Here is a 26906-nt window from a genome sequence, read left to right as displayed (position 1 = left end):
TTAACGTACCTTCAGCGTGGCCAGGCCAATAAGCACCAGCATCAGCGAAATGATCCAGAAGCGCACAATCACGCGCGGTTCCGGCCAGCCTTTCAGTTCATAGTGATGATGAATCGGCGCCATGCGGAAAATGCGCTGTCCGCGTAGCTTGAACGATCCTACCTGCAGGATCACCGACAGCGTCTCTACCACGAACACGCCGCCCATAATCACCAGCAAAAATTCCTGACGCAGCAGCACGGCCAGCGTGCCCAGCGCGCCGCCCAGCGCCAGCGATCCCACATCGCCCATAAAGACCTGCGCCGGATAGGTGTTGAACCACAGGAAGCCCAGCCCTGCCCCGACGATGGCGGTACAGACGATCACCAGCTCGCCTGCATGGCGTAAATAGGGAATATGCAGATACTCGGCGAACTTGACGTTACCGGTCGCCCAGGCCACCAGCGCGAACCCTGCCGCGACAAAAACGGTCGGCATAATCGCCAGGCCGTCCAGACCGTCGGTGAGGTTTACGGCGTTGCCGGTACCGACGATAACGAAGTAGGCCAGCACCACGTAGAACAGGCCAAGCTGAGGCATGATGTCTTTGAAAAACGGCACCACTAGCTGCGTGGCAGGCGTGCCTTTACCGGCGGCGTAGAGCGCAAACGCCACGCCGAGCGAAATCACCGACATCCAGAAATATTTCCAGCGCGCGATCAGCCCTTTGGTATCTTTGCGCACCACTTTGCGGTAGTCATCGACAAAACCGATAATGCCGAAGCCCACCAGCACCACCAGTACGCACCAGACGTAGGGATTGGAAGGATAGGCCCACATCAGCACCGAAACGGTGATCGAGGTGAGGATCATAATCCCGCCCATGGTCGGCGTGCCGCGCTTGCTGAAGTGCGACTCCGGGCCGTCGTTGCGTACCACCTGGCCGATTTGCAGCTTTTGCAGCCAGGCGATCAGGCGCGGCCCCATCCATAAAGAGATAAATAAGGCGGTCAGCAGGCTGACAATGGCGCGAAACGTCAAATATGAAAAGACGTTGAAGCCGGAATAAAAAGCGACCAGATGCTCGGCCAGCCAGACTAACATGTTCCCATCTCCTGTAGGTTCTGCACGACCTGCTCCATGGCAGCACTCCGCGAACCTTTAATCAAAACGGTTAATTCCCGATGTTCGGACAACAGCGTCCGTAAACGTTCAGTCAATGCGGTTTTAGTGGCGAAATGTTCGCCAACTCCGCTACTTTCACTCATGTATGCGCTCAGTTCACCAACGCTGAGAACGCGATCGACCCCTGCGGCCTTTGCCGCCAGGCCCACTTCACGGTGACACTGCTCCGCCTCGTCTCCCAGCTCAGCCATATCGCCCACCACCATTACGCGATAGCCAGGCATCTCGCCCAGCACCTGTGCGGCGGCCGTCATTGAGCCGACGTTGGCGTTATAGCTGTCATCCAGCAGCAGCTGATGCTCAGAGAGACGGATGGGGAACAGGCGGCCAGGCACGGCCTGCAGGTTTTTTAACCCGCGCTGAATGGCGCTGAGCGGCGCGTCGACCGACAGCGCCAGCGCGGCGGCAGCCAGCGCGTTGGCAATGTTATGGCGGCCAGGCAGCGGCAGCGTAATGGCAATATCGCCGCCCGGCGTCTGCATCGTGAAGTGCGTTCCATCAACGCCCATACGTACGTCACGCACGCTAAAGTCGCTCTCTGCCGCCTGAGGAGAAAAGCGCCAGACGCGCTTGCCGTGCAGGTTGTTCTGCCAGTGCGGCCAGTCGTTGCTGTCGGCGTTGAGGATAGCGGTGCCGTTCGCCGGCAGACCGTTGAAGATCTCCCCTTTCGCCTTCGCCACGCCCGCCAGCGAGCCGAAGCCTTCCAGGTGTGCCGCCGCCAGGTTATTCACCAGTGCGCTCTCTGGACGCGTCAGCTCGGTGGTGTAGGCAATTTCGCCCTGGTGATTGGCACCCAGCTCAATCACGGCGTACTGATGCTGCGGCGCCAGGCGCAGCAGCGTCATCGGCACGCCAATATCATTATTCAGGTTGCCAGCGGTATAGAGCGTTTCACCGCACTCGCGCAGGATCGCGGCGGTCATCTCTTTCACCGAGGTTTTGCCGGAGGAGCCGGTCAGCGCCACGACGCGCGCCTTCGACTGCTGGCGCACCCAGGCGGCCAGCTTGCCGAACGCGATACGCGTGTCGGCGACCACCACCTGCGGGACAGAAAGAGGTAAATGCTTACTCACTAACAGCGCCTGCGCGCCGCTGGCGATAGCGTCAGCGGCAAAGTCGTGGGCATCGAAGCGTTCGCCGACCAGCGCAACAAACAGGCTGCCAGGCGTCACTTTACGCGTATCAGTAGTCACCTCGTTGAGGGTCAAATCGCTGCCGTGGAGCGTACCACCGCTGATTTCAGCCAGAGTTTTCAGGGAAACCGGGATCATGCCGTTACTCCTAATAGCGCGGCAACCGTGGTGCGGTCGGAGTAATCCAGACGGCGATTTCCCACGATTTGATAATCTTCGTGACCTTTACCCGCCACCAGCACGATGTCGTCAGGCTGCGCCTGGAGAACGGCGTTAGTGACAGCTTGCGCACGTCCGGCGACGACGCGTGCGCGGTGCGGCTCAAGCAGGCCGGTCAAAATGTCGTTAACGATAGCCTGCGGATCTTCGCTGCGCGGGTTGTCGTCAGTAATCACTAACACGTCCGCGAACTGCTCGGCGATGGCACCCATCAGGGGACGCTTGCCTTTATCGCGGTCGCCGCCGCAGCCGAACAGACACCACAGCTTGCCTGTGCAGTGCAGGCGCGCCGCCTGCAGCGCTTTTTCCAGCGCGTCTGGCGTATGGGCATAATCGACGACTACGGTGGGTTTGCCTGGCGCACTGAAGACTTCCATGCGCCCGCATACCGGCTGTAGCTGGGGTGCGGTCCGCACCAGATCGGCAAGCGGATAATCCAGCGCCAGCAGCGTGGCAAAAGCCAGCAGCAGGTTACTGACGTTAAAGGCGCCCATCAGACGGCTGTCGAACTCGCTCTCGCCCCAGCTGGAGCTGAAGCGGATATGCGCGCCGCTCTCCTGATAGGTCACCTCTTCCGCTTTTACCCAGCGGCCACGGCAGCCGGGCTGCAAATTGTCTTCCATAGTAACGGCGACGGCATCAGGCAGCGTTGCCAGCCAGCGGCGGCCAACCTCATCGTCGGCGTTCAGGATCATGCTGCCAACCTGATGCTCGGTGAACAGCAGTTTTTTAGCCGACTCATAGGCCTGCATGTCGCCGTGATAGTCGAGATGATCGCGGCTCAGATTGGTAAAGACCGCCGCAGCGAACGGCAGCGCCGCCACGCGGTGCTGCACCAGACCGTGCGAGGAGACTTCCATAGCGGTCAGCGTCGCGCCCTGCTGCTGCAGCGCCTGCAGCTGGTGCTGCACGTCAACGGCGGAGCCGGTGGTGTTTTCGGTCGCCGTCAGGTGTCCCAGCAGACCGTTACCAACCGTGCCCATCACCGCGCCGGTTTCCCCCAGCAGCTGCGCCCACTGCGCCAGCAGCTGGGTGGTGGTGGTTTTACCGTTGGTGCCGGTAACGCCGATAAGCTTCTGCTTCTCGCCGGGCTGACCGTAGAAGCGGCCCGCCAGCGCAGAGAGACGCTGTTGAAGCTGCGCCAGGTAGATCACCGGCACGCCGTGCATCTCAACGATATCGCCATCGCTGGCTTCGCCTTCGGCCTCTGCGATCACCGCAGAAACGCCCTGCGCGATCGCCTGTGGAATAAAACGCCGTCCATCGGCGTGGTGGCCTGCCACGGCCACAAACAGATCGCCGGACGCCGCCTTGCGGCTGTCCAGTGTCATGTCACCCAGGGGACGCGCCGGCGCGCCTGGCACCCATGGGTCCAGCAAGTCGCGCAGGTTACGATCTGTCACTTTTTTCCTCACTTCTGTTAGTCACCAGCTCGTTTTTGTCATTGGTCGGCAACGCATCCGGCTCGATGTTCATGGTGCGCAGTACGCCGCCCATGATGGCACCGAACACCGGCGCGGAGACCGCACCACCGTAATATTTACCGGCCTGGGGATCGTTGATCACCACCACCAGCGCAAAACGAGGATGACTGGCAGGCGCAACGCCTGCGGTATAAGCAATGTATTTATTGACGTAACGGCCATCCGGCCCGACTTTTTTCGCCGTACCGGTTTTAATCGCGATGCGATAGCCTTTGATGGCCGCTTTTATGCCGCCGCCGCCTGGCAGCGCCACGCTTTCCATCATATGAACCACGGTTTTTACTACTGATTCCGGGAAAACGCGCTCGCCCGCGACGGGCGGATCGACTTTGGTGATCGACAGTGGTCGGTGAATGCCGAAGCTGCCAATCGTTGCGTAGACACGCGCTAACTGTAACGGCGTTACCATTAGCCCGTAGCCGAAAGAGAAGGTGGCCCTCTCTATGTCAGACCACCGTTGTTTTTGAGGGTATAAGCCACTACTTTCCCCGACCAGCCCCAAATTGGTCGGTTTACCCAGGCCAAAGCGCGCATAAGTTTCTACAAGCGCTGAGGAGGGCATCGCTAACGCCAGCCGTGAAACGCCGACGTTACTCGACTTCTGCAGAATCCCGGTAAGGGTCAGTTCGTTATAGCGCGCCACGTCTTTGATCTCGTGACCATTGACGCGGTACGGTACGGTATTAAGCACGCTGTTTTCCCGCACCACGCCGCGCTGCAGCGCCGTCATCACCACCATCGGCTTAACGGTCGAGCCAGGCTCGAAAATGTCGGTGATGGCGCGGTTACGCATCATCTCTTTGGGCGTGTTGCTGAGGTTATTGGGGTTATAGGCCGGGCTGTTCGCCATTGCCAGCACTTCGCCGGTGTTAACGTCGACCAGCACGGCGGTGCCCGATTCAGCTTTGTTGAACGCCACCGCGTTGTTGAGTTCACGGTAGACCAGCGCCTGCAGGCGTTCGTCGATGCTGAGCGTCAGGTTGTGGGCAGCGCGGCTGTCCACCGATGAGATATCTTCGATTACGCGGCCGTTGCGGTCTTTGCGCACGGTACGTTCGCCCGGCGCGCCGGTCAGCCACTTATCGAAGCTCTTTTCGATGCCCTCGATGCCCTGACCATCAATATTGGTAAAGCCGATCAGGTGAGAAGTGACCTGACCGGCGGGATAGTAGCGGCGCGACTCTTCACGCAGATGGATCCCCGGCAGCCTGAGCTTTTTGATGTAGTCGCTGATGGCGGGACTGACCTGGCGCGCCAGGTAGATAAAACGACCTTTCGGGTTGGCGTTAACGCGGGTTGCCAGCTGATCGAGCGGGATAGAGAGCGCGTCAGCGAGCGCCTTCCAGCGGCCGTCGAGGGTGACGCCGCCGGCGTCGTGCAATTCTTTCGGGTCGGCCCAGATGGCGTTGACCGGCACGCTGACCGCCAGCGGACGACCGGCGCGATCGCTAATCATGCCGCGCGCGGTGGGAACAGCCTGCACGCGCAACGAACGCAGATCGCCCTCTTTCACCAGCTTGTCCGGGCTGATGACCTGTAGCCAGGCAACGCGGGAGAGCAGACCGAACAGCGCCAGTAAAATACAGCCGCACAGCAACGCAAAACGCCAGCTTACAAAGCTGGCTTTATCTTCCTGTTTTTTCAACTTCAGCGTTTTGCTTGCGCCGCTCATTGCGATTTAGCGTTCCTTATTTCTGTACCACGATATTTTCCTGAGACGGGTCCACATGCTGTAGCTGCAGCTTCTCGGTGGCGATGCGCTCCACCCGGCTGTGATCGCCCAGCGCGTTCTCCTCAAGGATCAGGTTACGCCATTCAATGTCTAGCGCGTCGCGCTCTAACACCAGCTGTTCGCGCTGCGCGGTCAGCAGACGCGTTTTGTGCGTCGTCGTCACCACCATCACGGCCGACACCAGCACGGCGATCAGCAAAATCAGCGGAATTTTGCCGAATCGCAGCAGATCGCCGCCGATGACTCCCGGCAGGCTGTGACGTTCGTTGCCGATCATGCCTCGGTTCTCTCCGCGATGCGCAGTACCGAACTGCGCGCGCGCGGGTTGTCTGCGACTTCCGCGTCGCCCGGCGTCATTTTGCCCAGCAGCTTCAGCTGACGTCCGCCCAGCGCGTTAAGCTGTGACTCGGTCATCGGTAAACCTGCCGGCACCTGCGGGCCGCGGCTCTGGTCGCGCATAAAACGCTTCACCAGGCGATCTTCCAGCGAGTGGAAGCTGATAACGGACAAACGTCCCTCCGGGGCCAGCGCCGTTAACGCGCCTTTTAACGCCATTTCAATCTCTTCCAGCTCGCTGTTGATCCAGATGCGGATCGCCTGAAAGCTGCGCGTCGCCGGATGCTTGAACTTATCTTTCACCGGCGTCGCCGCCGCGATCACCTCGGCCAGCTCTTTGGTGCGCGTCATCGGCTGTTCACGGTTGCGCTCAACGATGGCGCGCGCAATGCGTTTCGCGAAACGCTCCTCGCCGTAGGTCTTCAGCACAAAGGCGATATCCGCCTCTTCCGCCTTCAGCAGCCATTCGGCAGCGGAGTGTCCGCGCGTCGGATCCATGCGCATATCCAGCGGCCCGTCGCGCATAAAGGAGAAGCCGCGTTCAGCGTCGTCCAGCTGCGGCGACGACACGCCGAGATCGAGCAGGATGCCGCTGATTTTGCCGCTGAGCCCCAGCTCTTCGACATAGTCTGCCAGTGCGGAGAACGGCCCGTGCACGATAGAGAAACGCGGATCGTCGATCTCAGCGGCGGCGGCGATAGCTTGCGGGTCGCGATCGATAGCGATAAGCCGTCCCTGCGCGCCCAGCTGCGACAGAATCAAACGTGAATGTCCGCCGCGACCAAAGGTGCCGTCGATGTAGATGCCGTCTTCCCTGATGTTGAGGCCGTTAACCGCCTCGTCCAGCAGCACCGTGGTATGTTTAAAATTTTCCTGCATAGCTATAGCGACAAGTCCTGCAACCGCTCAGATAAAGGTTCCTGAGCCGACTGTTCTGCGTCAATGTCATCCTTAACTTGTTGATACCAGGTCTGTTCATCCCACAGTTCAAACTTGTTGAACTGGCCGACCAGCATCACTTCTTTCGTCAGGCTCGCGTGTTGCCGAAGGGTATTCGCCAGCAGTAAACGGCCTGCGTTGTCCATCTGACACTCACTGGCATGCCCCAGCAGCAGACGCTGTACGCGACGCTCAACGGGGTTCATGCTGGATAAGCGAGACAGCTTTTTTTCGATGATTTCCCATTCGGGCAAGGTATAAAGCAACAGGCATGGCTGATGAAGGTCGATGGTACATACCATCTGCCCTTGAGATTCCCCGATCAGCGTGTCGCGATAGCGCGTTGGTACGGCCAGTCGCCCCTTGCTGTCGAGATTGACTAACGTTGCTCCACGGAACATGCCAGTCTTCCCCTCAGCTCCCCATTTTCACCACTTTACCCCACTTTTTACCACGCCACGAGTTTACGGAGGCGACGAAATCGTTGTCAAGCCGAAGCGCGGCGGGAATATAACTATTTACAAGGGGTAATTTCGCTGATCGAAAAGCGACAAACGGGGCAAAAGGTCAATTTTAAAAATTAACCTGATGAATAATGGAATAAAAACCAGGGCGCCTGAAAAAATGCTTAAAAATAAGCCTGACGACCTGCGCTAATATTCTTCACTATTTCTGAGACAGGGGCTGCATTTTAGGGGTGTTCCGAAAGCGGTGCTGGCCGCTTGAGGCGGGTCGGGAGCGGGCATCCCCCTTAAGAAATGGACATTTAACAATCACATCGCTGCTAATTTGTTAGATGAGGTGTCGCAGATTTACGCTTTTTTACCCTAAAAGCGGAAAAATATTAATACAGAAAAATTTAAGGGCAGCGGTATTGCTGCCCGCCAACTATTTAACTCTGCGGCTCAGCTGGCCGCGGCGAAATAAATTTCGCCGAATGCGAGTTAATCCCGGTTTCGGTTTTCGCGGTTCATCAAGCGAAGCAAGAACTAACTCCAGCACGCGCTCCGCCACGTCGCGATGACGCTGCCCGACGGCCAGCACCGGACACTCTAAAAAGTCCAGTAATTCGTGGTCGCCAAAGGTCGCGATGGCGAGGTCGGTCGGCAGGCGCCCGTCGCGTTTTAGCGTCACATCCATAACGCCCTGCAGCAGGCCGAATGAGGTCGTGAACAGCGCCTCTGGCATATCGTGATCGTCAAGGTACTTCTCAAACAGCGCCGCCGCCGCCGTGCGCTCGAAGCTGTTGCAGTAGATATAGTCGATGGGGCGCGGATCCTCTTTCCAGGCGTCGCGGAAGCCCATCTCGCGCAGGAAACTGACGGAAAGCTCAGGCAGCGCGCCGAGAAACAGCACGTTTTTCACCGGCAGCTGACGCAATTCAGCCGCCAGCGTAAAAGCGTCGTCCTGATCGGCGCCGACGACGCTGGTGAAGTGTTCACGATCCAGCGCGCGGTCCAGCGCGATAATAGGCAGCGGATCGTTGATCCAGCGCTGATAGAACGGATGCTCGGGCGGCAAAGAGGTGGAAACGATTATCGCATCAACCTGGCGCTGCAGCAGATGTTCGATGCAGCGCATTTCATTGTCGGGCTGATCTTCCGAGCAGGCGATGAGCAGCTGATAGCCGCGCTGACGCGCCTGACGTTCAAGATAGTTGGCGATGCGGGTATAGCTGGTGTTTTCCAGATCGGGGATCACCAGGCCGATCGAGCGCGTGCGACCGGCGCGCAGGCCCGCCGCCACGGCATTAGGGTGGTAGTTATGCTCACGCACTACCGCCATCACTTTCTCGACGGTTTTTTCGCTGACACGATACTGCCGCGCTTTGCCATTAATGACATAACTGGCCGTGGTGCGCGACACGCCTGCCAGACGCGCGATTTCATCCAGTTTCACGATAACTCCATACTTCACGGCGAGCCGCGTTGCGGCAGATGTCCGCAACTAAGCTAAGGGTAACTCGTTTGTAACATCTAACAGCAGAACTTCGCGCTGAGCAACCGCTTTTCTTAGCGATCTCTGCATAGCGCATAAAATAAAAAAACCCGGCATTACGCCGGGTTAGAGACAGTCACCTGGGGAAATTACCGCATAATGCGATCGCCGCGCGACACGCCAACAATGCCGGAACGCGCCACTTCAACGATTTCCGCCACTTCACGCACGGTGTTAAGGAAGGCGTCGAGCTTGTCGCTGGTGCCCGCCAGCTGAACCGTGTACAGCGTCGGCGTCACGTCAATAATCTGACCGCGGAAGATTTCCGCGCTGCGCTTCACCTCTTCACGGCCGTAGCCGGTGGCCTGCAGCTTTACCAGCATGATTTCGCGTTCGACATAGGCACCCTGCCCCAGCTCGCTGACGCGCAGCACATCCACCAGCTTATGCAGCTGCTTTTCAATCTGCTCCAGCACCTTTTCATCGCCCACGGTCTGAATAGTCATGCGCGACAGGGTCGGATCGTCGGTTGGCGCGACGGTCAGGCTCTCGATGTTATAGCCGCGCTGGGAAAAGAGGCCCACCACGCGAGACAATGCGCCGGATTCATTCTCCAGCAGAACCGATAAAATACGACGCATACTTATGTCCTCTCCGTTTTGCTCAGCCACATCTCATCCATCGACCCGCCGCGGATCTGCATCGGGTAGACGTGCTCGCTGCCGTCGACGGTCACGTCGACGAACACCAGACGCCCCTTAGCCAGCGTATCCAGCGCCAGCTGCAGCTTCTCCTCCAGCTCAGAAGGATGTTGAATAGCGATACCGACGTGACCGTACGCCTCTGCCAGGCGCACGAAGTCCGGCAGCGACTCCATATAAGATTGCGAATGGCGGCCGGAATAGATCATATCCTGCCACTGCTTCACCATACCGAGAACGCGGTTGTTCAGGCTCAGCACCAGCACCGGCAGATCGTACTGCAGCGCGGTAGAAAGCTCCTGAATATTCATCTGAATGCTGCCGTCGCCGGTCACGCAGATAACCGTCTCCTGCGGCAGCGCCATTTTGACACCCAGGGCGGCCGGCAGCCCGAAGCCCATGGTGCCGAGCCCGCCGGAGTTGATCCAGCGGCGCGGTTTATCAAAGGGATAATAGAGCGCCGCAAACATTTGATGCTGGCCGACGTCCGAGGTGACGTACGCCTCGCCGTTGGTCAGGCGCCAGATGGTTTCGATCACCGCCTGTGGTTTGATCTTTTCGCTGGTGCGATCGTAAGCCAGGCATTTACGGCTGCGCCAGCCGTCGATGCTTTGCCACCAGTCGCGCAGGCTGTCGAGATCCTGCTTTGTCTCGCTTTGCGCCAGCAGATCGAGCATCTGCTGCAGCGTCTGTTTCGCATCGCCGACGATCGGAATATCCGCCGCCACGGTTTTCGAGATCGACGTAGGATCGATATCGATATGCAGCACCGTCGCATTGGGACAATATTTGGCCAGGTTATTGGTGGTGCGATCGTCAAAGCGCACGCCGACGGCGAAGATAAGATCGGCGTTATGCATTGTCATGTTGGCTTCGTAAGTGCCGTGCATGCCGAGCATGCCCACCGCCTGACGGTGCGTGCCGGGGAAGGCACCCAGCCCCATCAGCGAACTGGTGACCGGAATATTCAGCTGCTCCGCAAGCTGCAGCAACTCCGCCTCGCAGGCCGAGGTAATCGCACCGCCGCCGACATACATCACCGGCTTACGCGCGGCGAGCAGCGTGTTTAACGCGCGCTTAATCTGGCCTTTGTGGCCCTGGATGGTCGGATTATAGGAGCGCATGCTCACCGAATCCGGGTAGACATAAGGCAGCTTATTGGCCGGGTTCAGAATATCTTTCGGTAGATCGATCACCACCGGGCCCGGACGCCCGCTGGCTGCCAGCCAGAAGGCTTTTTTCAGCACGGTCGGGATCTCTTCGGTGCTTTTCACCAGAAAGCTGTGCTTCACCACCGGACGGGAAATCCCCACCATATCGCACTCCTGAAAGGCATCGTAGCCGATCAGCGAGGAAGGCACCTGCCCCGACAGGATCACCAGCGGAATTGAATCCATATAGGCGGTGGCGATACCGGTAATCGCATTGGTTGCGCCGGGTCCCGACGTGACCAGCACCACGCCGACTTCACCGGTCGCGCGCGCCAGGCCGTCGGCCATATGCACCGCACCCTGCTCGTGGCGCACCAGTACGTGATCGATTCCACCGACGGTTTGCAGCGCGTCGTAAATATCCAGTACCGCGCCGCCCGGATAACCGAACACCTGCTTTACGCCCTGATCGATTAACGAACGGACGACCATCTCGGCTCCTGACAACATCTCCATTTTCTGCCTCCAGGCTTGAGGAACTGAATCCACTGACGCTCGCTGTTCCAGCGCGCCACTGGCATCCTGCCCCACATTCGCCAGTTAAGATCAAAACCTTATGTTTATGCGCAGACGCCGGAACGCGTTTCCGACATCCAGATACAGAGAAATCTGCTTGGTTGATTGTTTTAAGAGTTGGTCGATTACCATAACCGTAGAAAACCTGGCAGGCAAACGTCAGAGTCTGCGCTTATCGTTACGCTGGCCGTAAAGCCTCTGCGCGATAAGTTAAGCGCGCGAGGAATTATCTAATTCACCGGAAGTTAGGCAGAATAAAATGCTGGAGACGAAATCATTTACAGCGGGTTATAAGAAATAATAAAAAATTAATTTCGCCTCCGTCAGCCCACAATTTTCCTGTGAAATTCATTTCTGGCGTTATTAACTCCGAAATAAAGCTGACGCACGACAATCTGCTGCCGCGCAGCGGTAAAACCTTTTTAGCGCAGCGGGAGAAGAAACCCAGTTTAAAAGATTAAAATCAGAAGCTTACATTATTCCCCCTGTACCATATCGCCGCTTCTGCGCGCCATTTTGTCTGACATTGTCTGTTTCACTGAGCTGGCTCGAAATCGCAGGATTTTTTCCTTAACCGTCGCCAAAAATACCCTTTTACTTATGGTTGACATCCCGTCCTGATTCCAGTACCAATATGTGCAGCACAAAATTTTACGAGGTTCGAATCCATGTTTCATTCATTCCGCCTACTCGGTCTACTACTTAACGCATTCAGTTTGCGCGGTAGACTCGTGGGCAGAATCAAACACTGATTCGAACCTGCTGAAAGTTAAAAACCCGCGCCTTGCGCGGGTTTTTTTATGCTCGTTGCACGGTGAAGTTAACGCATAAGGATGAATACGATGAGCCAGCAAGTCATTATTTTCGATACCACTCTGCGCGACGGTGAGCAGGCATTACAGGCCAGCCTGAGTGTGAAAGAAAAATTGCAGATCGCACTGGCGCTGGAGCGCATGGGCGTAGACGTGATGGAAGTCGGTTTTCCGGTCTCATCGCCGGGCGACTTTGAATCCGTGCAGACCATCGCGCGCACCATCAAAAACAGCCGCGTCTGCGGGCTGGCGCGCTGCGTCGAGAAAGATATCGATGCCGCCTGGGAAGCGCTGCGCGTGGCGGAGGCCTTTCGTATCCACACCTTTATCGCCACCTCGCCAATGCATATCGCCACCAAACTGCGCAGCACCCTGCCTGAGGTAATCGAGCGCGCTGTACAGATGGTGAAACGTGCGCGCAACTACACCAGCGACGTTGAATTCTCCTGCGAAGATGGCGGCCGCACGCCGATCGACGATCTGTGTCGGGTAGTGGAAGCAGCGATTAACGCCGGCGCCACCACCATTAACATCCCGGATACCGTGGGCTACACCCTGCCGGGCGAATACGCCAGCATCATCAGCCAGCTGATCAACCGCGTACCCAATATCGATAAAGCAATTCTGTCGGTGCATACCCACGACGATTTAGGCATGGCGACCGGCAATGCGCTGGCTGCCGTACAGGCGGGCGCGCGCCAGGTTGAAGGCACGCTGAACGGGCTGGGCGAGCGCGCCGGTAACTGCGCGCTGGAAGAGGTGATCATGGCGATTAAAACCCGCCAGCAGATCCTGAACGTGCATACCAACATCCATCACCAGGAAATCTACCGCACCAGCCAGATGGTCAGCCAGATCTGCAATATGCCGATCCCGGCGAACAAAGCGGTAGTCGGCTCTAACGCCTTCGCTCACTCCTCCGGTATTCATCAGGATGGCGTGCTGAAAAACCGCGAAAACTACGAGATCCTGACGCCAGAGTCGATCGGCCTGCATAAAATCCAGCTGAACCTGACCTCACGCTCCGGCCGTGCCGCGGTAAAACACCGCATGGAAGAGATGGGCTACAAAGAGAGCGACTACAGCCTGGACGCGCTGTATGACGCCTTCCTGAAGCTGGCCGACAAGAAAGGCCAGGTATTTGATTACGATCTGGAAGCGCTGGCCTTTATCAATAAGCAGCATGAGGAGCCGGAATATTTCCAGCTGAATGCGTTCAACGTGCAGACCGGCTCCAGCGTCACGGCGACCGCGTCGGTGCAGCTGGGCTGCGGCGAAGAGACCAAAGCGGACGCCGCGACCGGCAACGGCCCGGTCGACGCGGTTTATCAGGCGATCAACCGCATTACCGGCTTTGAAGCCGAGCTGGTGAACTACAAGTTAACGGCAAAAGGCCACGGCGAGAACGCGCTGGGCCAGGTGGATATCGTGGTTAACTACAACGGCCGCAAATTCCACGGCGTGGGTCTGGCGACCGATATCGTCGAGTCCTCCGCGAAGGCGATGGTAAACGCGCTGAACAATATCTGGCGCGCCAAAGAAGTCGAAAAAGAATTGCAGCGCAAATTTCAGAAGGAAACGGTGTAACTATGTCTACCTCTTCTCATATCGCAGTATTGCCCGGCGACGGTATCGGCCCGGAAGTCATGGCGCAGGCCCTGAAAGTGCTGGACGCCATTCGCCACCGCTTTGATATGCGTATTACCACCAGCGAATATGACGTCGGCGGCATCGCCATCGACCGCCACGGTGAACCGCTGCCGCCCGCAACCGTTGCGGGCTGCGAGCAGGCGGACGCCATTCTGTTTGGCTCGGTCGGCGGCCCGAAATGGGAGCATCTGCCGCCCGCCGCACAGCCGGAGCGCGGCGCGCTGCTGCCGCTGCGCAAGCATTTCAAACTGTTCAGCAACCTGCGTCCGGCCGCGCTCTATCAGGGTCTGGAAGCCTTCTGCCCGCTGCGTGCCGATATCGCCGCGAAAGGCTTTGATATTCTGTGCGTGCGTGAGCTGACCGGCGGCATCTACTTCGGCCAGCCGAAAGGACGCGAAGGCAACGGCCCGCACGAGCGCGCCTTCGACACCGAGGTCTATCACCGTTTCGAAATTGAACGCATCGCCCGCATCGCCTTTGAGTCGGCGCGCAAGCGTCGCAATAAAGTCACCTCTGTGGATAAAGCCAACGTGCTGCAGACGTCGGTAATGTGGCGCGAAATCGTCAATGAAGTGGCGCAGGACTATCCGGACGTCCAGCTGAGCCACATCTATATCGACAACGCCACCATGCAGCTGATTAAAGATCCGTCGCAGTTCGATGTGCTGCTCTGCTCCAACCTGTTCGGCGATATCCTCTCTGACGAGTGCGCGATGATCACCGGCTCAATGGGCATGCTGCCCTCCGCCAGCCTGAACGAAGAGGGTTTTGGTCTGTATGAGCCAGCAGGCGGCTCTGCGCCCGACATCGCCGGACAGAATATCGCTAACCCGGTGGCGCAGATCCTGTCGCTGTCGCTGCTGCTGCGCTACAGCCTGAATGCAGATGCCGCCGCCGACAGCATTGAGCGCGCCGTCAGCCGCGCGCTGGAAGAAGGCTACCGCACCCGAGATTTGGCCGGTGATGGCCCCGCCGTCACCACGGATGAGATGGGCAGCGTGATTGCCCGCTTTATCGCCGAGGAAAAATAAAATAATGAAAACTTTATACCAGAAGTTATTTGATGCACATGTCGTTCACGAAGCGCCCAACGAGACCCCGCTGCTCTATATCGATCGTCACCTGATCCATGAGGTGACGTCACCGCAGGCCTTTGACGGTCTGCGCGCCCATGGCCGCAAGGTGCGTCAGCCGTCGAAAACGTTCGCCACTATGGACCATAACGTGTCGACCCAGACCAAAGACATCAACGCCTCCGGCGAGATGGCGCGCATCCAGATGCAGGAGCTGATGAAGAACTGCGCCGAGTTCGGCGTGCAGCTTTACGATCTGAATCACCCGTTCCAGGGCATCGTTCACGTTATCGGGCCGGAACAAGGCATGACGCTGCCGGGCATGACCATCGTCTGCGGCGATTCGCACACCGCCACGCACGGCGCCTTCGGTTCGCTGGCCTTCGGCATCGGCACGTCGGAAGTTGAACATGTTTTTGCCACTCAGACGCTGAAGCAGGGTCGCGCGAAAACCATGAAAATCGAGGTGCTGGGCGACGCCGCGCCGGGCATTACCGCAAAAGATATCGTGCTGGCGATCATTGGCAAAACGGGCAGCGCAGGCGGCACCGGCCACGTGGTCGAGTTCTGCGGGCCGGCTATCGAAGCGCTGAGCATGGAAGGTCGCATGACCCTGTGCAATATGGCGATCGAGATGGGCGCCAAAGCGGGTCTGGTGGCACCGGATGACACCACCTTCAGCTACCTGAAAGGCCGCCAGTTTGCGCCGCAGGGCGAGAAGTGGGAGCAGGCGGTGGCATACTGGCGCACCCTGAAGTCCGATGAAGGCGCGCACTATGACGCTGTTGTGACGCTGAACGCCGCCGATATCGCGCCGCAGGTCACCTGGGGCACCAATCCAGGTCAGGTCATTGCCGTGGATGAGCCGATCCCGAACCCGGCCTCTTTTGCCGATCCGGTTGAGCGTGCCTCAGCCGAGAAGGCGCTGGCCTATATGAATCTGCAGCCGGGCATTCGCCTGACTGACGTCGCAATCGATAAGGTGTTTATCGGCTCCTGCACCAACTCACGTATCGAGGATCTGCGCGCCGCGGCGGCTATCGCCAAAGGGCGCAAGGTCGCGCCGGGCGTGGTGGCGATGGTGGTGCCGGGTTCCGGCCCGGTAAAAGCGCAGGCGGAAGCGGAAGGACTGGACAGGATTTTCCTCGACGCCGGTTTCGAATGGCGTCTGCCGGGCTGCTCAATGTGTCTGGCGATGAATAACGATCGCCTGAATCCGGGCGAGCGCTGCGCCTCGACCAGCAACCGTAACTTTGAAGGGCGCCAGGGCCGTGGTGGTCGTACTCACCTGGTCAGCCCGGCAATGGCCGCCGCTGCGGCGGTTTCCGGCCACTTTGCCGATATCCGTGAACTGACAGGAGCGTAATCATGGCGAATAAATTTACTCAGCACACCGGCATCGTCGCCCCGCTGGACGCGGCAAACGTCGACACCGACGCCATTATTCCCAAGCAGTTTCTGCAGAAGGTGACGCGCACCGGCTTTGGCGCGCATCTGTTTCACGACTGGCGTTTCGACGACGACGCGGGCCAGGTACCCACCGCCAGCTTTGTGCTGAACAAGCCCGAGTTTCAGGGCACCAGCATTCTGCTGGCGCGCGAGAACTTTGGCTGCGGCTCGTCGCGCGAGCACGCCCCCTGGGCGCTGACCGACTTTGGTTTTCACGTGGTGATTGCGCCGAGCTTTGCCGACATCTTCTACGGCAACAGCTTTAACAACCAGCTGCTGCCGGTGCGGCTCAGCGACGAGCAGGTGGACGAGATGTTTAAGCTGGTGGCGGCGCAGCCGGGCATCCGCTTTACCGTGGATCTTGAAGCGCAGACGGTGACGGCGGGCGATAAGGTCTACCCGTTCGAGATCGACAGCTTCCGCCGCCACTGCATGCTGAACGGCCTGGACAGCATCGGCCTGACGCTGCAGCACGAAGCGGCGATTACCGACTTCGAACAGCGCCAGCCTGCGTTTCTGAATTAAGGCTTACCAGATGGGCAGAAGAGCAAAGCGTCCCGCGGCATGAATGTCGTGGGTCGGGCAAGGATGGATGCCTTGATCGGCTTTGCGATCGGCCTGTGCCACCCTCGTTAGCCCCTCTCCTGTTTAAGGGCGACCACCGTGTCGCCCTTCTCTTTTATACGTTCTTCACGCGCGCCGACATGGCGAACGCCGCGACAGCCAGCCCCAGCGCCAGCCAGTACACCGCAATATGTCCGAAGCGCTCGCTCAGCGTTCCCTGAATCACGCCCGCCAGAATCATTCCGGTCGAAATCGAGTTGGTAAACATCGTCGTCGCCGCACCCGGCCTGCCCGGCATCAGATCCTGAAACCACAGCATGCCGATACCGGCGATAATGCCGATAAACACCGCGTTAAACAGCTGCAGCACCATCAGCGCGGTCTGCGAAGCGAACATCGCCAGCCCGGCGTAAAACAGAATGCCCGCCGCCAGCGCGATCAGCATCAGGTTGCGCTTGCCGACGCGCTTCGCATAGTGACCGGCCAGCAGCATCACCGGAATTTCCAGCCCGGCCGCCGTGCCCATCAGCAGCCCCGCCAGCTTCTCCGGCAGGCCGAGCGTGACGCTGATATAGAGCGGCATATCGATGATATACATGGTGTTGCAGGTCCACATCGTCACCGAGGCGATAAACAGCAGGCGCACGTCGCGGTCGCGCCAGCCGCTTAACGGCATGCCGCCGCTCTGCATCAGCGGCTCGGCGCGCGGCACCGACGGCAGGGTGAACTTGATCAGCAGAATGCAGAGCAGAAACAGCGCCGCCGCCACCAGGAAGAGCGTCACAAAGCCGAAGTTAAGCGCCAGCGCAAACGACAGCGGCGGGCCGATGACCCAGGCGAGCGAAAGCTGGGCGCGCATCACCGAGCTGAACATCACCGCTTCGCGCGCCGACCGATCGGCATACTCGCGCGCCAGCGCGAAGATCTGCGGCATTGACACGCTGGCCAGCGCCGAGAGCAGCACGCCCAGGGTAATCAGCGTCAGATAGTGGCGGGTAAAGGCGAACAGCAGCGCGTTGCAAAACGCCATCGCACAGCAAAAGAGGATCAGCGTGCGGCGATCGCCGCGGCTGTCGGAACGCTTCGCCACCAGCATGCTGACCAGGATGCCCGCGATGGCGTTAACGGTAAAAAAGAGCCCGACCCAGAGGGGGCGCGCCTGCACTTCTCGCGTCAGAAACAGGCTCAGCGTCGGCGCCTGCAGCGCGCCGGCGACGCCGATCATAAAAGAGGCGGCCATAAAGGCGAGAAAGACCGGATTGATACGGCGCTTCCGGGTTAACAGCGACTTCATAGCGACATCCCTTTACGGTGGTAAAAGCAGGAAAACAAGAGAGAGGATTCTAGCGCAACAGAAAAAAGCCAGCAGGAAAAATCTCTGCTGGCGGTGTAATTGCACCCTACTCAGAAAGATCCCGCCGCAGCGGAATCGTGGTCGAGCGCCATTCCGTATTGAATGCCTCCCGCTCTTCCAATAGCGCTAAGTTTGCCCTTAATATGAGGCAGGAAAAACTGAGCGCTTTTCACAGGGAGTTCCTCTTTTATGTCCTCATCACGCCTTAAGCAGCAGTTTATCCGCCTGTGGCAAAGCTGCCAGGGCGAAAGCCAGCTGGTCACGCTCAGCGAGCTGGCTGAGCAGCTGCACTGCTCGCGTCGCCATATGCGTAACCTGCTTAACGCGATGCAGGAGGCGGGCTGGCTCACCTGGCAGGCAGAGGCGGGACGAGGCAAGCGCTCGCAGCTTATTTTCCGTTATACCGGCCTGGCGCTGCAGCAGCAGCGCGCTGAGGATCTGCTGGCGCAGGATCGCATCGATCAGCTGGTGCAGCTGGTGGGCGACAAGGCGGAGGTGCGCCAGATGATCCGCGCCCATCTCGGCCGCAGCTTTCGCCAGGGTAAACATATTCTGCGCGTGCTCTACTATCGCCCGCTGCTAAACCTGCTGCCCGGCTCGCCGCTGCGCCGTTCTGAAACGCATCTGGCGCGTCAGATCTTCAACGGCCTGACGCGTATAAATGAGGAAAACGGGGAAGTAGAGGCGGATATCGCCCATCACTGGCAGTCGATCTCGCCGCTGCACTGGCGTTTTTACCTGCGCCCGGCGATCCGCTTTCATCACGGCCGCGAGCTGGAGATGGCGGACGTGACGTCGAGCCTGGAACGCCTGCGTCCGCAGCCGCTCTTCTCCCATATTCAGCGCATCGATTCGCCCGCGCCCTGGACGCTGGATCTCCATCTGAGCGAACCCGACGACTGGCTGCCGTGGCTGCTCGGCAGCGTCAGCGCCATGATCCTGCCGCGTGAATGGCCGCAGATGCGCGACTTCGCCCGCCATCCGGTCGGCACCGGCCCTTATCGCGTAGTGCGTAACCAGCAGAGTCAGCTAAAGATCGAGGCGTTTGACGACTACTTTGGCTTTCGCGCGCTGATCGACGATGTCTCTATCTGGGTGCTGCCGGAGATTAGCGACGAGCTGGTTTACGCCGGCGTGCGTCTGCAAGGTGCCGCCGAGGATGAAAAACTGGAAGAGAGCCGTCTTGAAGAGGGCTGCTATTTTCTGCTGTTCGACCAGCGCTCCACTCAGGGACGCGATGCCGCCGTCCGGCGCTGGCTCTGCCATCTGCTGAATCCCGTCGCCCTGCTTAACTATGCCGAGGCAGGCTACCAGCGCTACTGGTATCCCGCTTACGGCCTGCTGCCGCGCTGGCATCATCGCCGCGATCTTACGCCGGCGACGAAGCCGCCCGGGCTGGAGAGCCTGACGCTGACGTGGTACAGCCAGCACGTGGAGCATGAGGGGATCGCCAGCGCACTGCGCCCGCTGCTGGCGCAGCATAACGTGCGGCTGATTACCCGCGCGGTCGAGTATGAAACCTGGCATCAGGGCGAGGCGGAAAGCGACATCTGGCTCGGCAGCGTCAATTTCACCCTGCCGCTGGAGTATTCGCTGTTCGCCCAGCTCTACGAGCTTCCGCTGCTGCATCACTGTCTGCCGCTCGACTGGGAAGCGGACGCCGCGCGCTGGCGAGGCAAAACGCTGCCGCTGGCGGAGTGGAGCAAACGGCTGCTGGATGCAGATAGTCTGCATCCGCTGTTTCATCACTGGCTGCTGCTCGAAGGCCAGCGCAGCATGCGCGGCGTGCGCCTGAATACTCTCGGCTGGTTCGACTTTAAATCCGCCTGGTTCGCGCCGCCGACGCTGTGACGCTTTCCCCCTGGCGACGAAATGTCTAGAATGAGCCGTTCTCAACGGGGTGCCTGCAAAAGGCTGAGAGAAACCCGTCGAACCTGATTCGGTTAATACCGACGTAGGGATTTGAGAGGCTGCTACGCTCAGATCCTTTGCGACTCATAACAATTCTCCCTCAGGAGCGCAAAGTGGTTAAACAGATCCTCCCTCTGCTGATGTTGCTGTCCGTGCCGGCGCTGGCGGCAAAACCGGCCCTGACCGTCTACACCTACGACTCCTTTTCCGCCGAATGGGGCCCCGGCCCGGCGGTGAAAAAAGCCTTTGAGGCGCAGTGCGGCTGCGAGCTGCGCTATGTGGCGCTGGAGGATGGCGTCTCGCTGCTGAACCGCGTGCGCATGGAAGGCAAAAACAGTAAGGCTGACGTGGTGCTCGGCCTCGATAACAACCTGCTACAGGCGGCGCAGCAGACCGGCCTGTTCGCTAAAAGCGGGGTCGATCTCCATAACCTGACGCTGCCGGGCGGCTGGCAGGATCAAACCTTCGTGCCCTTCGACTACGGCTACTTCGCCTTCGTCTATGACAAAACGCGCCTTAAAAACCCGCCCACCAGCCTGAAAGAGCTGGTAGAGAGCCCGCAAAAATGGCGCGTGATCTACGAAGATCCGCGCACCAGCACCCCGGGGCTGGGTCTGCTGCTCTGGATGCAGAAGGTTTACGGCGACAAGGCGCCGGAGGCCTGGCAGAAGCTGGCGCAGAAAACCGTTACCGTGACCAAGGGCTGGAGTGAAGCCTACGGCCTGTTCCTGAAAGGGGAAGGCGATCTGGTGTTGAGCTACACCACCTCGCCCGCCTATCACCTGATCGAAGAGAAGAAAGAGAATTACGCCGCCGCGCCGTTCGCCGAAGGCCACTATTTGCAGGTCGAGGTTGCCGCGCAGCTTGCCAGCAGCAAGCAGCCGAAGCTGGCGCAGCAGTTTATGCAGTTTATGCTGACCCCCGCCTTCCAGAACGCCATCCCGACCGGCAACTGGATGTATCCGGTGATAAAAAGCGACCTGCCGGCGGGCTATCAAACCCTGAGCGTGCCGCAAACCGCGCTGCAGTTTAGCCCGCAGGAAGTCGCGCAGCAGCGCGCAGACTGGATTAGCGCATGGCAACGCGCCGTCAGCCGCTAATCCCACTCTGGATGGTGCCGGGCAGCAGCGCCGCGCTGCTGCTGTGCGGCGTGGCGCTGCTGGCGTTCGGCGCGCTCTGGGCCAGCGCGCCGACGGGCGACTGGCGCGCGCTGCTGCACGACAGCTATCTGCACCACGTAGTGCGATTCTCTTTCACCCAGGCATTGCTCTCCGCCCTGCTGTCGCTGCTGCCTGCGATACCCCTGTCGCGCGCCCTCTACCGACGGCGTTTTCCCGGCCGTCAGCTGCTGCTGCGCCTCTGCGCCATGACGCTGGTGCTGCCCGTGCTGGTGGCGGTATTCGGCCTGCTGACGGTCTATGGCCGCGTTGGCTGGCTGGCGCAGCTCTGCCAGCTGTTCGGCGTCGACTACCGCTTTTCGCCCTATGGGCTGCAGGGCATTCTGCTGGCGCACTGCTTTTTCAACCTGCCGCTGGCGACGCGCCTGATGCTGCAGACGCTGGAGACGATTCCGGGCGAGCAGCGTCAGCTCGCCGCCCAGCTCGGGCTGCGCGGCTGGCATCTTTTCCGCCTGCTGGAGTGGCCCTGGCTGCGCCGCCAGCTGCTGCCGACCGGCGCGCTGATTTTTATGCTCTGCTTCGCCAGCTTCGCCACCGTGCTCTCGCTGGGCGGCGGCCCGCAGGCCACCACCATTGAGCTGGCGATCTTTCAGGCGCTGAGTTACGACTACGATCCCGGCCGCGCCGCGCTGCTGGCGCTGATCCAGCTCGCCTTCTGCCTGACGCTGGTGCTGCTGAGCCAGCGCTTCAGCAAGGCGATACCTGCGGGCAGCGCGCAGCTGCGCGGCTGGCGCGACCCGCACGATTCGCGGCGCGCGCGCATCGGCGACGGCCTGCTTATCGCGCTGGCGCTGTTACTGCTGCTGCCGCCGCTGCTGGCGGTGATGGTTGACGGGCTGCGCGGCATATCGGGCGGCGCGCTGGCGCAGCCGGCGCTATGGCAGGCGACGCTGACCTCGCTGCGTATCGCCATCGGCGCGGGCGCGCTCTGCGTCACGCTCACCATGATGCTGCTGTGGAGCAGTCGCGAGCTGCGCCAGCGCCAGCGCACGCTGCCAGCGCAGGTGATGGAGACAAGCGGTATGCTGATTCTGGCAATGCCGGGCATCGTGCTGGCCACGGGCTTCTTTTTACTTTTTAACGCCACCACCGGCCTGCCCGACTCGCCCGACGGGCTGGTGATCTTCGCCAACGCGCTGCTCGCCATTCCCTATGCGCTAAAGGTGCTGGAAAATCCGATGCGCGACAGCGCCGAGCGCTATTCGCACCTGTGCGCCTCGCTGGGGATTAGTGGCTGGAACCGACTGCGGCTGATTGAGCTGCGCGCGCTGAAGCGTCCGCTGGCGCAGGCGCTGGCCTTTGCCTGCGTGCTCTCTGTCGGCGACTTCGGCGTGGTGGCGCTGTTCGGCAGCGCCGACTTCCGAACCCTGCCTTTTTACCTCTATCAGCAGACCGGCGCCTATCGCGGCGCGGACGGCGCGGTTACCGCCCTGCTGCTGTTAGCGATCTGCCTGCTGCTGTTTACCCTGATGGAAAAATTACCTGGCCACCATGCTGACACTGACTAATCTCACCTACCTCTATCAGCATCTGCCGATGCGTTTCAGCTTCAGCGCCGAACGCGGCGAGCGGCTGGCGGTGCTCGGCCCCAGCGGTGCGGGTAAAAGTACGCTGCTCAGCCTGATCGCCGGCTTTCTGCCGGTGAGCCAGGGCGCGCTGCGCATCGACGGCGCGGATCACGCCCATAGCGTGCCGTCGCAGCGTCCGGTGTCGATGCTGTTTCAGGAGAACAACCTCTTTCCCCACCTTAGCGTGCAGCAGAATATGGCGCTGGGTCTGCACCCTGGGCTGAAGCTGAACGCCGCGCAGCGGCGGCAGCTGGAAGAGATTGCCGATCAGGTTGGATTAAGCGATCTGCTGACGCGCCTGCCGGGCCAGCTCTCCGGCGGCCAGCGTCAGCGCGCCGCGCTGGCGCGCTGTCTGCTGCGCGACCGGCCGGTGCTGCTACTGGACGAGCCCTTCTCGGCGCTCGATCCGGCGTTGCGTAACGAGATGCTGCTGCTGGTGCGGCGCGTCTGCGAGGCGCGGGCGATTACCCTGCTGATGGTGTCGCACAGTCTGGAGGATGCGCAGCAGATTGCGCCGCGCAGCCTGGTGATCGTCGATGGTCGCGTCTACTGGGACGGCGCGACCGAGACGCTGCTGTCGGGCGGCACGCGCGAGGCCGACGTGCTCGGCATCGCGCGATCGTCAGGCAAAGAACACGCGCCATAACAGCTGGCGGAACAGCGGCATCATCGGGTGGAACTGGATCGCGACGAAGGCGGCGACCGCAATCGCGATGCTCAGCGGTGCCAGCCAGCGCAGGCGCGCAGGCGGCAGCCAGGCGGTGGCCCAGTCGCGGCTTTTGCCGCTGCGCCACCAGCGCCAGCCGAGCCAGCAGCCGAGCCAGACCAGCAGCGCCACCAGCAACAGCAGCCATTTGAACGCGCCGCTCTGCGCATCCTTCGGCACGTCGATCGCCACCCCCGCCAGAATGCCCGGCAGCAGATAGAGCGGCGGCCACAGCACGCAGCCAATCAGGTTCGGCGGCAGAAACTTGCGCACCGGCAGCTCAAGCATGCCGGCCGCCAGCGGGATCAGCGGACGCGTCGGCCCGACGAAGCGCCCGACCAGAATAGTGAACATGCTGTGCTGATGCAGCGCGTGCTCGGTTTTATCCAGCAGCCCTTTATATTTTTGCAGGTATTTCCAGCGGTGCAGCGGTCCCTGAAACTTCCAGCCGATGCCGTATGAGATCCAGTCGCCCAGCAGGCAGCCAACAAAGCCCGCCGCCCAGGCGGGATAAAGCCCAATCTGACCGCTGCCTACCAGCGCGCCCAGGCTCGCCATCATCACAGTGCCCGGCAGCAGCAGGCCGACAAAGGCCAGCGATTCAAGAAAGGTCACCAGCGCAACGGCGATCAGCGCGTACTCCAGCGACTGCGTAAACAGATGTTGAATCCAGGCTTCCATAACCTTCCTTACTCAGACTTTGGATGCTGGATTGTCCTGAGGCGGCACCACAGCGTCAAGGTAAGAATTGTAGGGCGATGTTGACAAAAGCGCGCCGCGCGCACTGGATAAATAACCATGTTATACTCTGGCTGTTTTTTCGTCTGGAGCCGATGTGAATACGCCTCGCGCAGGATTCCTGCTTACCCGCCACTGGCGCGACAGCGCTCAGGGCACCGAAATCGTTTACTGGCTGGCGACGGACAGCGGCCCGCAGCGCGTGGTTCTGCCGGCTCAGGAGTCGGTAGCCTTTATTCCGCGCGACTATCAGCCGCAGGTGGAAGCGCTGCTGCGCGACGAGCGTCAGGTGCGCCTGCAGCCGCTGGCGCTAAAGGACTTTCGCCGCCGCCCGGTCTTCGGCCTCTACTGCCGCCAGCATCGCCAGCTGCAGCGGCTGGAGAAGCTGCTGCGTGAACAGGGCATTCCGGTATTCGAAGCGGATATCCGCCCGCCGGAGCGTTTCCTGATGGAGCGCTTTATCACCGCACCGGTGTGGTTCAGCGGCGAACCGCAGGGCGATACCCTGGTCAACGCGCGCCTGAAGCCCCACCCCGACTATCGTCCGCCGCTGAAGTGGGTATCGCTGGATATCGAAACCACCCAGCACGGCGAGCTTTACTGCATTGGGCTGGAGGGCTGCGGCCAGCGCCAGGTCTTTATGCTCGGCCCACCCAACGGCGACGCCAGCGCGCTCGACTTCGACCTGATCTATGTCGATACCCGACCGCAGCTGCTGGAAGCGCTGAACGCCTGGTTTGCCGAGCACGATCCCGACGTGCTGATCGGCTGGAATGTGGTGCAGTTCGACCTGCGCGTGCTGCAGAAACATGCTGACCGCTACGCGATTCCGCTGCGTCTGGGACGGCAGAATGCGCCGCTGGAGTGGCGCGAGCACGGCTTCAAGCCCGGCGTCTTTTCCGCCAGCGCGGCTGGCCGCCTGATTATCGACGGCATCGAGGCGCTGAAATCCGCCTTCTGGAGCTTCCCCTCCTTTAGCCTGGAGGCGGTGTCGCAAACGCTGCTGGGCGAAGGCAAAGCGATCGACAATCCCTGGCACCGCATGGAAGAGATTAACTGGCGCTTCGCCAACGATAAGCCGGCGCTGGCGCGCTATAACCTCAAAGACTGCGAGCTGGTAACGCGTATTTTCCATAAAACCGAGATTATGCCGTTTCTGCTGGAGCGCGCCTCGGTCAACGGGCTGGCGGCGGATCGTCACGGCGGCTCGGTGGCCGCCTTCAGCCATCTCTATATTCCGCGCATGCATCGCGCAGGCTACGTCGCGCCCAATCTCGGCGAGGTCGCGCCGGAAGCGAGTCCCGGCGGCTACGTAATGGATTCTCGTCCCGGCCTCTACGACTCGGTGCTGGTGCTCGATTATAAAAGCCTCTATCCGTCGATTATCCGCACCTTCCTGATCGATCCGGTCGGGCTGGTTGAAGGCCTGGCCCATCCCGACGACGCCGATTCGGTGCCCGGCTTCCGCGAAGCGCGCTTTTCGCGCCTTACCCACTGCCTGCCCGCCCTGGTGGAGCAGATCTGGCAGGGGCGCGAAGCGGCGAAAAGACAGGGCAATCAGCCGCTGTCGCAGGCGCTGAAAATTATTATGAACGCCTTTTACGGCGTGCTCGGCACCAGCGCCTGCCGCTTCTTCGATCCGCGCCTCGCCTCGTCGATTACGCTGCGCGGTCACGCCATTATGCAACAGACGCGCGAGCTGATTGAGGCCGAGGGCTTTGATGTGATCTATGGCGACACCGACTCCACCTTTGTCTGGCTAAAATCGCCGCACGGCGAAGCGGAGGCGGCAGCCACCGGCCGGCGGCTGGCCGAGCGGGTTAACCACTGGTGGCGCGAGCATCTGCAGCAGCAGTACGGCCTCGACAGCGCGCTGGAGCTGGAGTATGAAAACCACTTCAGCCGCTTTCTGATGCCGACCATTCGCGGCGCCGAACAGGGCAGCAAAAAGCGTTACGCCGGGCTGATCCGCGACGGCGCAAACGAGCGGCTGGTGTTTAAAGGGCTGGAGTCGGTGCGCACCGACTGGACGCCGCTGGCGCAGCAGTTTCAGCAGGCGCTCTACGGCCATATTTTCCGCGGCGAGCCCTGGCAGGATTACGTGCGCGACACCGTGGCGCGGCTGCTGGCGGGCGAGCTGGACGATCTGCTGGTCTATAAAAAACGGCTGCGCCGCCCGCTGGCCGACTATGAGCGCAACGTGCCGCCGCACGTGCGCGCCGCGCGGCTGGCGGATGAGCAAAACCGCAGGCTGAACCGTCCGTTGCAGTATCAAAACGGCGGCTCGATTCGCTATGTTATGGCGACGGCAGGCCCCGAACCGCTGGAGGCGCGCGTAACGCCGCTGGATTACGATCACTACGTCAGCAAGCAGCTGCAGCCGGTGGCCGACGGCATTTTACCCTTCGTCGACGGCGACTTTGCTACACTGATTACAGGGCAGCTGGGGCTTTTTTGACAGGTGACGAATGGCCTGCCTTCCAGTACCATAGCGCCCTTCCTCTATCTCACCGCTCTTAAAACCTGACCA

The 26906-nt window shown here is 60.3% G+C and carries 22 protein-coding genes and 1 riboswitch; of the genes, 10 read left to right on the top strand and 12 right to left on the bottom strand.

Annotated features, from left to right (window positions below; translation table 11 throughout):
- From mraY to ilvI, 10 genes are all read right to left on the bottom strand, one after another.
- Entirely contained in the window at positions 1-1083 is a 1083-nt protein-coding gene (mraY, locus tag MHZ97_RS08810) for a phospho-N-acetylmuramoyl-pentapeptide-transferase (protein WP_033749483.1), read from the bottom strand.
- Positions 1077-2435 (bottom strand): UDP-N-acetylmuramoyl-tripeptide--D-alanyl-D-alanine ligase, encoded by a 1359-nt coding sequence (gene murF, locus MHZ97_RS08805; protein WP_239314351.1) that lies wholly within the window; start codon positions 2433-2435, stop codon positions 1077-1079. The genes mraY and murF overlap by 7 nt, the downstream gene beginning before the upstream one ends.
- Positions 2432-3919 (bottom strand): UDP-N-acetylmuramoyl-L-alanyl-D-glutamate--2,6-diaminopimelate ligase, encoded by a 1488-nt coding sequence (gene murE / locus MHZ97_RS08800; protein WP_239314350.1) that lies wholly within the window; start codon positions 3917-3919, stop codon positions 2432-2434. Before murE ends, murF begins: the two co-directional genes overlap by 4 nt.
- Positions 3906-5672: a peptidoglycan glycosyltransferase FtsI gene (locus MHZ97_RS08795; protein WP_103793935.1), complete on the bottom strand. Its 1767-nt coding sequence runs from the start codon at positions 5670-5672 to the stop codon at positions 3906-3908. The genes murE and MHZ97_RS08795 overlap by 14 nt, the downstream gene beginning before the upstream one ends.
- A gap of 16 nt (positions 5673-5688) precedes the next feature.
- The gene (gene ftsL, locus MHZ97_RS08790) at positions 5689-6009 is read right to left on the bottom strand and encodes a cell division protein FtsL (protein ID WP_033749477.1); all 321 of its coding nucleotides are present in this window, start codon (positions 6007-6009) and stop codon (positions 5689-5691) included.
- Positions 6006-6947, bottom strand: coding sequence for a 16S rRNA (cytosine(1402)-N(4))-methyltransferase RsmH (gene rsmH / locus MHZ97_RS08785; protein ID WP_103793934.1), 942 nt, complete (start codon positions 6945-6947; stop codon positions 6006-6008). The genes ftsL and rsmH overlap by 4 nt, the downstream gene beginning before the upstream one ends.
- Before the next feature lie 2 nt (positions 6948-6949).
- Positions 6950-7408, bottom strand: coding sequence for a division/cell wall cluster transcriptional repressor MraZ (mraZ, locus tag MHZ97_RS08780; RefSeq protein ID WP_103793933.1), 459 nt, complete (start codon positions 7406-7408; stop codon positions 6950-6952).
- Positions 7409-7895: 487 nt separating this feature from the next.
- Complete coding sequence (gene cra / locus MHZ97_RS08775) at positions 7896-8906, bottom strand: catabolite repressor/activator (protein WP_103793932.1); 1011 nt, start codon at positions 8904-8906, stop codon at positions 7896-7898.
- A gap of 188 nt (positions 8907-9094) precedes the next feature.
- Positions 9095-9586, bottom strand: coding sequence for an acetolactate synthase small subunit (ilvN, locus tag MHZ97_RS08770; RefSeq protein ID WP_033749472.1), 492 nt, complete (start codon positions 9584-9586; stop codon positions 9095-9097).
- 2 nt (positions 9587-9588) lie between these two features.
- Positions 9589-11313 carry an acetolactate synthase 3 large subunit gene (gene ilvI / locus MHZ97_RS08765; RefSeq protein ID WP_103793931.1) on the bottom strand — a complete coding sequence of 575 codons (1725 nt, stop codon included), beginning with the start codon at positions 11311-11313 and terminating at the stop codon, positions 9589-9591.
- Positions 11314-12041: 728 nt separating this feature from the next.
- Between ilvI and leuL the strand changes: the two genes are divergently transcribed.
- The 5 genes from leuL (at position 12042) to leuD (ending at position 16882) form a co-directional block, all read left to right on the top strand.
- A complete protein-coding gene (gene leuL / locus MHZ97_RS22425; RefSeq protein WP_127908400.1) occupies positions 12042-12125 on the top strand; it encodes a leu operon leader peptide in 84 nt (27 codons plus the stop codon).
- A 90-nt stretch (positions 12126-12215) separates the two neighbouring features.
- Positions 12216-13772 carry a 2-isopropylmalate synthase gene (gene leuA, locus MHZ97_RS08760; RefSeq protein WP_239314349.1) on the top strand — a complete coding sequence of 519 codons (1557 nt, stop codon included), beginning with the start codon at positions 12216-12218 and terminating at the stop codon, positions 13770-13772.
- Between the two features lie 2 nt (positions 13773-13774).
- Positions 13775-14866, top strand: coding sequence for a 3-isopropylmalate dehydrogenase (gene leuB, locus MHZ97_RS08755; RefSeq protein WP_103793929.1), 1092 nt, complete (start codon positions 13775-13777; stop codon positions 14864-14866).
- 4 nt (positions 14867-14870) lie between these two features.
- A complete protein-coding gene (leuC, locus tag MHZ97_RS08750) occupies positions 14871-16274 on the top strand; it encodes a 3-isopropylmalate dehydratase large subunit (RefSeq protein ID WP_239314348.1) in 1404 nt (467 codons plus the stop codon).
- Between the two features lie 2 nt (positions 16275-16276).
- Positions 16277-16882, top strand: coding sequence for a 3-isopropylmalate dehydratase small subunit (gene leuD / locus MHZ97_RS08745; RefSeq protein WP_239314347.1), 606 nt, complete (start codon positions 16277-16279; stop codon positions 16880-16882).
- Positions 16883-17036: 154 nt separating this feature from the next.
- Here leuD and MHZ97_RS08740 read toward each other — a convergent pair whose 3' ends face one another.
- Positions 17037-18215, bottom strand: coding sequence for an MFS transporter (locus MHZ97_RS08740; protein WP_103793926.1), 1179 nt, complete (start codon positions 18213-18215; stop codon positions 17037-17039).
- 249 nt (positions 18216-18464) lie between these two features.
- Between MHZ97_RS08740 and sgrR the strand changes: the two genes are divergently transcribed.
- The 4 genes from sgrR (at position 18465) to thiQ (ending at position 23578) form a co-directional block, all read left to right on the top strand.
- Positions 18465-20126 (top strand): HTH-type transcriptional regulator SgrR, encoded by a 1662-nt coding sequence (gene sgrR / locus MHZ97_RS08735; RefSeq protein WP_239314346.1) that lies wholly within the window; start codon positions 18465-18467, stop codon positions 20124-20126.
- A gap of 35 nt (positions 20127-20161) precedes the next feature.
- Positions 20162-20254, top strand: a riboswitch (TPP riboswitch).
- A gap of 45 nt (positions 20255-20299) precedes the next feature.
- Positions 20300-21286: a thiamine ABC transporter substrate binding subunit gene (gene thiB, locus MHZ97_RS08730; RefSeq protein WP_239314345.1), complete on the top strand. Its 987-nt coding sequence runs from the start codon at positions 20300-20302 to the stop codon at positions 21284-21286.
- On the top strand, positions 21262-22872 hold the full coding sequence (gene thiP / locus MHZ97_RS08725; protein WP_103793923.1) for a thiamine/thiamine pyrophosphate ABC transporter permease ThiP: 1611 nt from the start codon (positions 21262-21264) through the stop codon (positions 22870-22872). Before thiB ends, thiP begins: the two co-directional genes overlap by 25 nt.
- Positions 22856-23578, top strand: coding sequence for a thiamine ABC transporter ATP-binding protein ThiQ (gene thiQ / locus MHZ97_RS08720; protein ID WP_239314344.1), 723 nt, complete (start codon positions 22856-22858; stop codon positions 23576-23578). Before thiP ends, thiQ begins: the two co-directional genes overlap by 17 nt.
- Here the strand turns inward: thiQ and MHZ97_RS08715 are convergent.
- Positions 23555-24319 (bottom strand): DedA family protein, encoded by a 765-nt coding sequence (locus MHZ97_RS08715; RefSeq protein WP_103793921.1) that lies wholly within the window; start codon positions 24317-24319, stop codon positions 23555-23557. The two genes, thiQ and MHZ97_RS08715, sit on opposite strands and share 24 nt — an antisense overlap.
- A 154-nt stretch (positions 24320-24473) precedes the next feature.
- On the opposite strand from MHZ97_RS08715, the gene polB reads away from it, so the two are divergent.
- Entirely contained in the window at positions 24474-26834 is a 2361-nt protein-coding gene (polB, locus tag MHZ97_RS08710) for a DNA polymerase II (RefSeq protein WP_239314343.1), read from the top strand.
- The last annotated feature ends 72 nt before the right edge of the window (positions 26835-26906 follow it).

The sequence above is a fragment of the Pantoea sp. ACRSC genome (assembly GCF_022346785.1).
Classification (GTDB): domain Bacteria; phylum Pseudomonadota; class Gammaproteobacteria; order Enterobacterales; family Enterobacteriaceae; genus Pantoea; species Pantoea alvi.
This window is presented reverse-complemented; position numbering and strand designations above follow the sequence as displayed.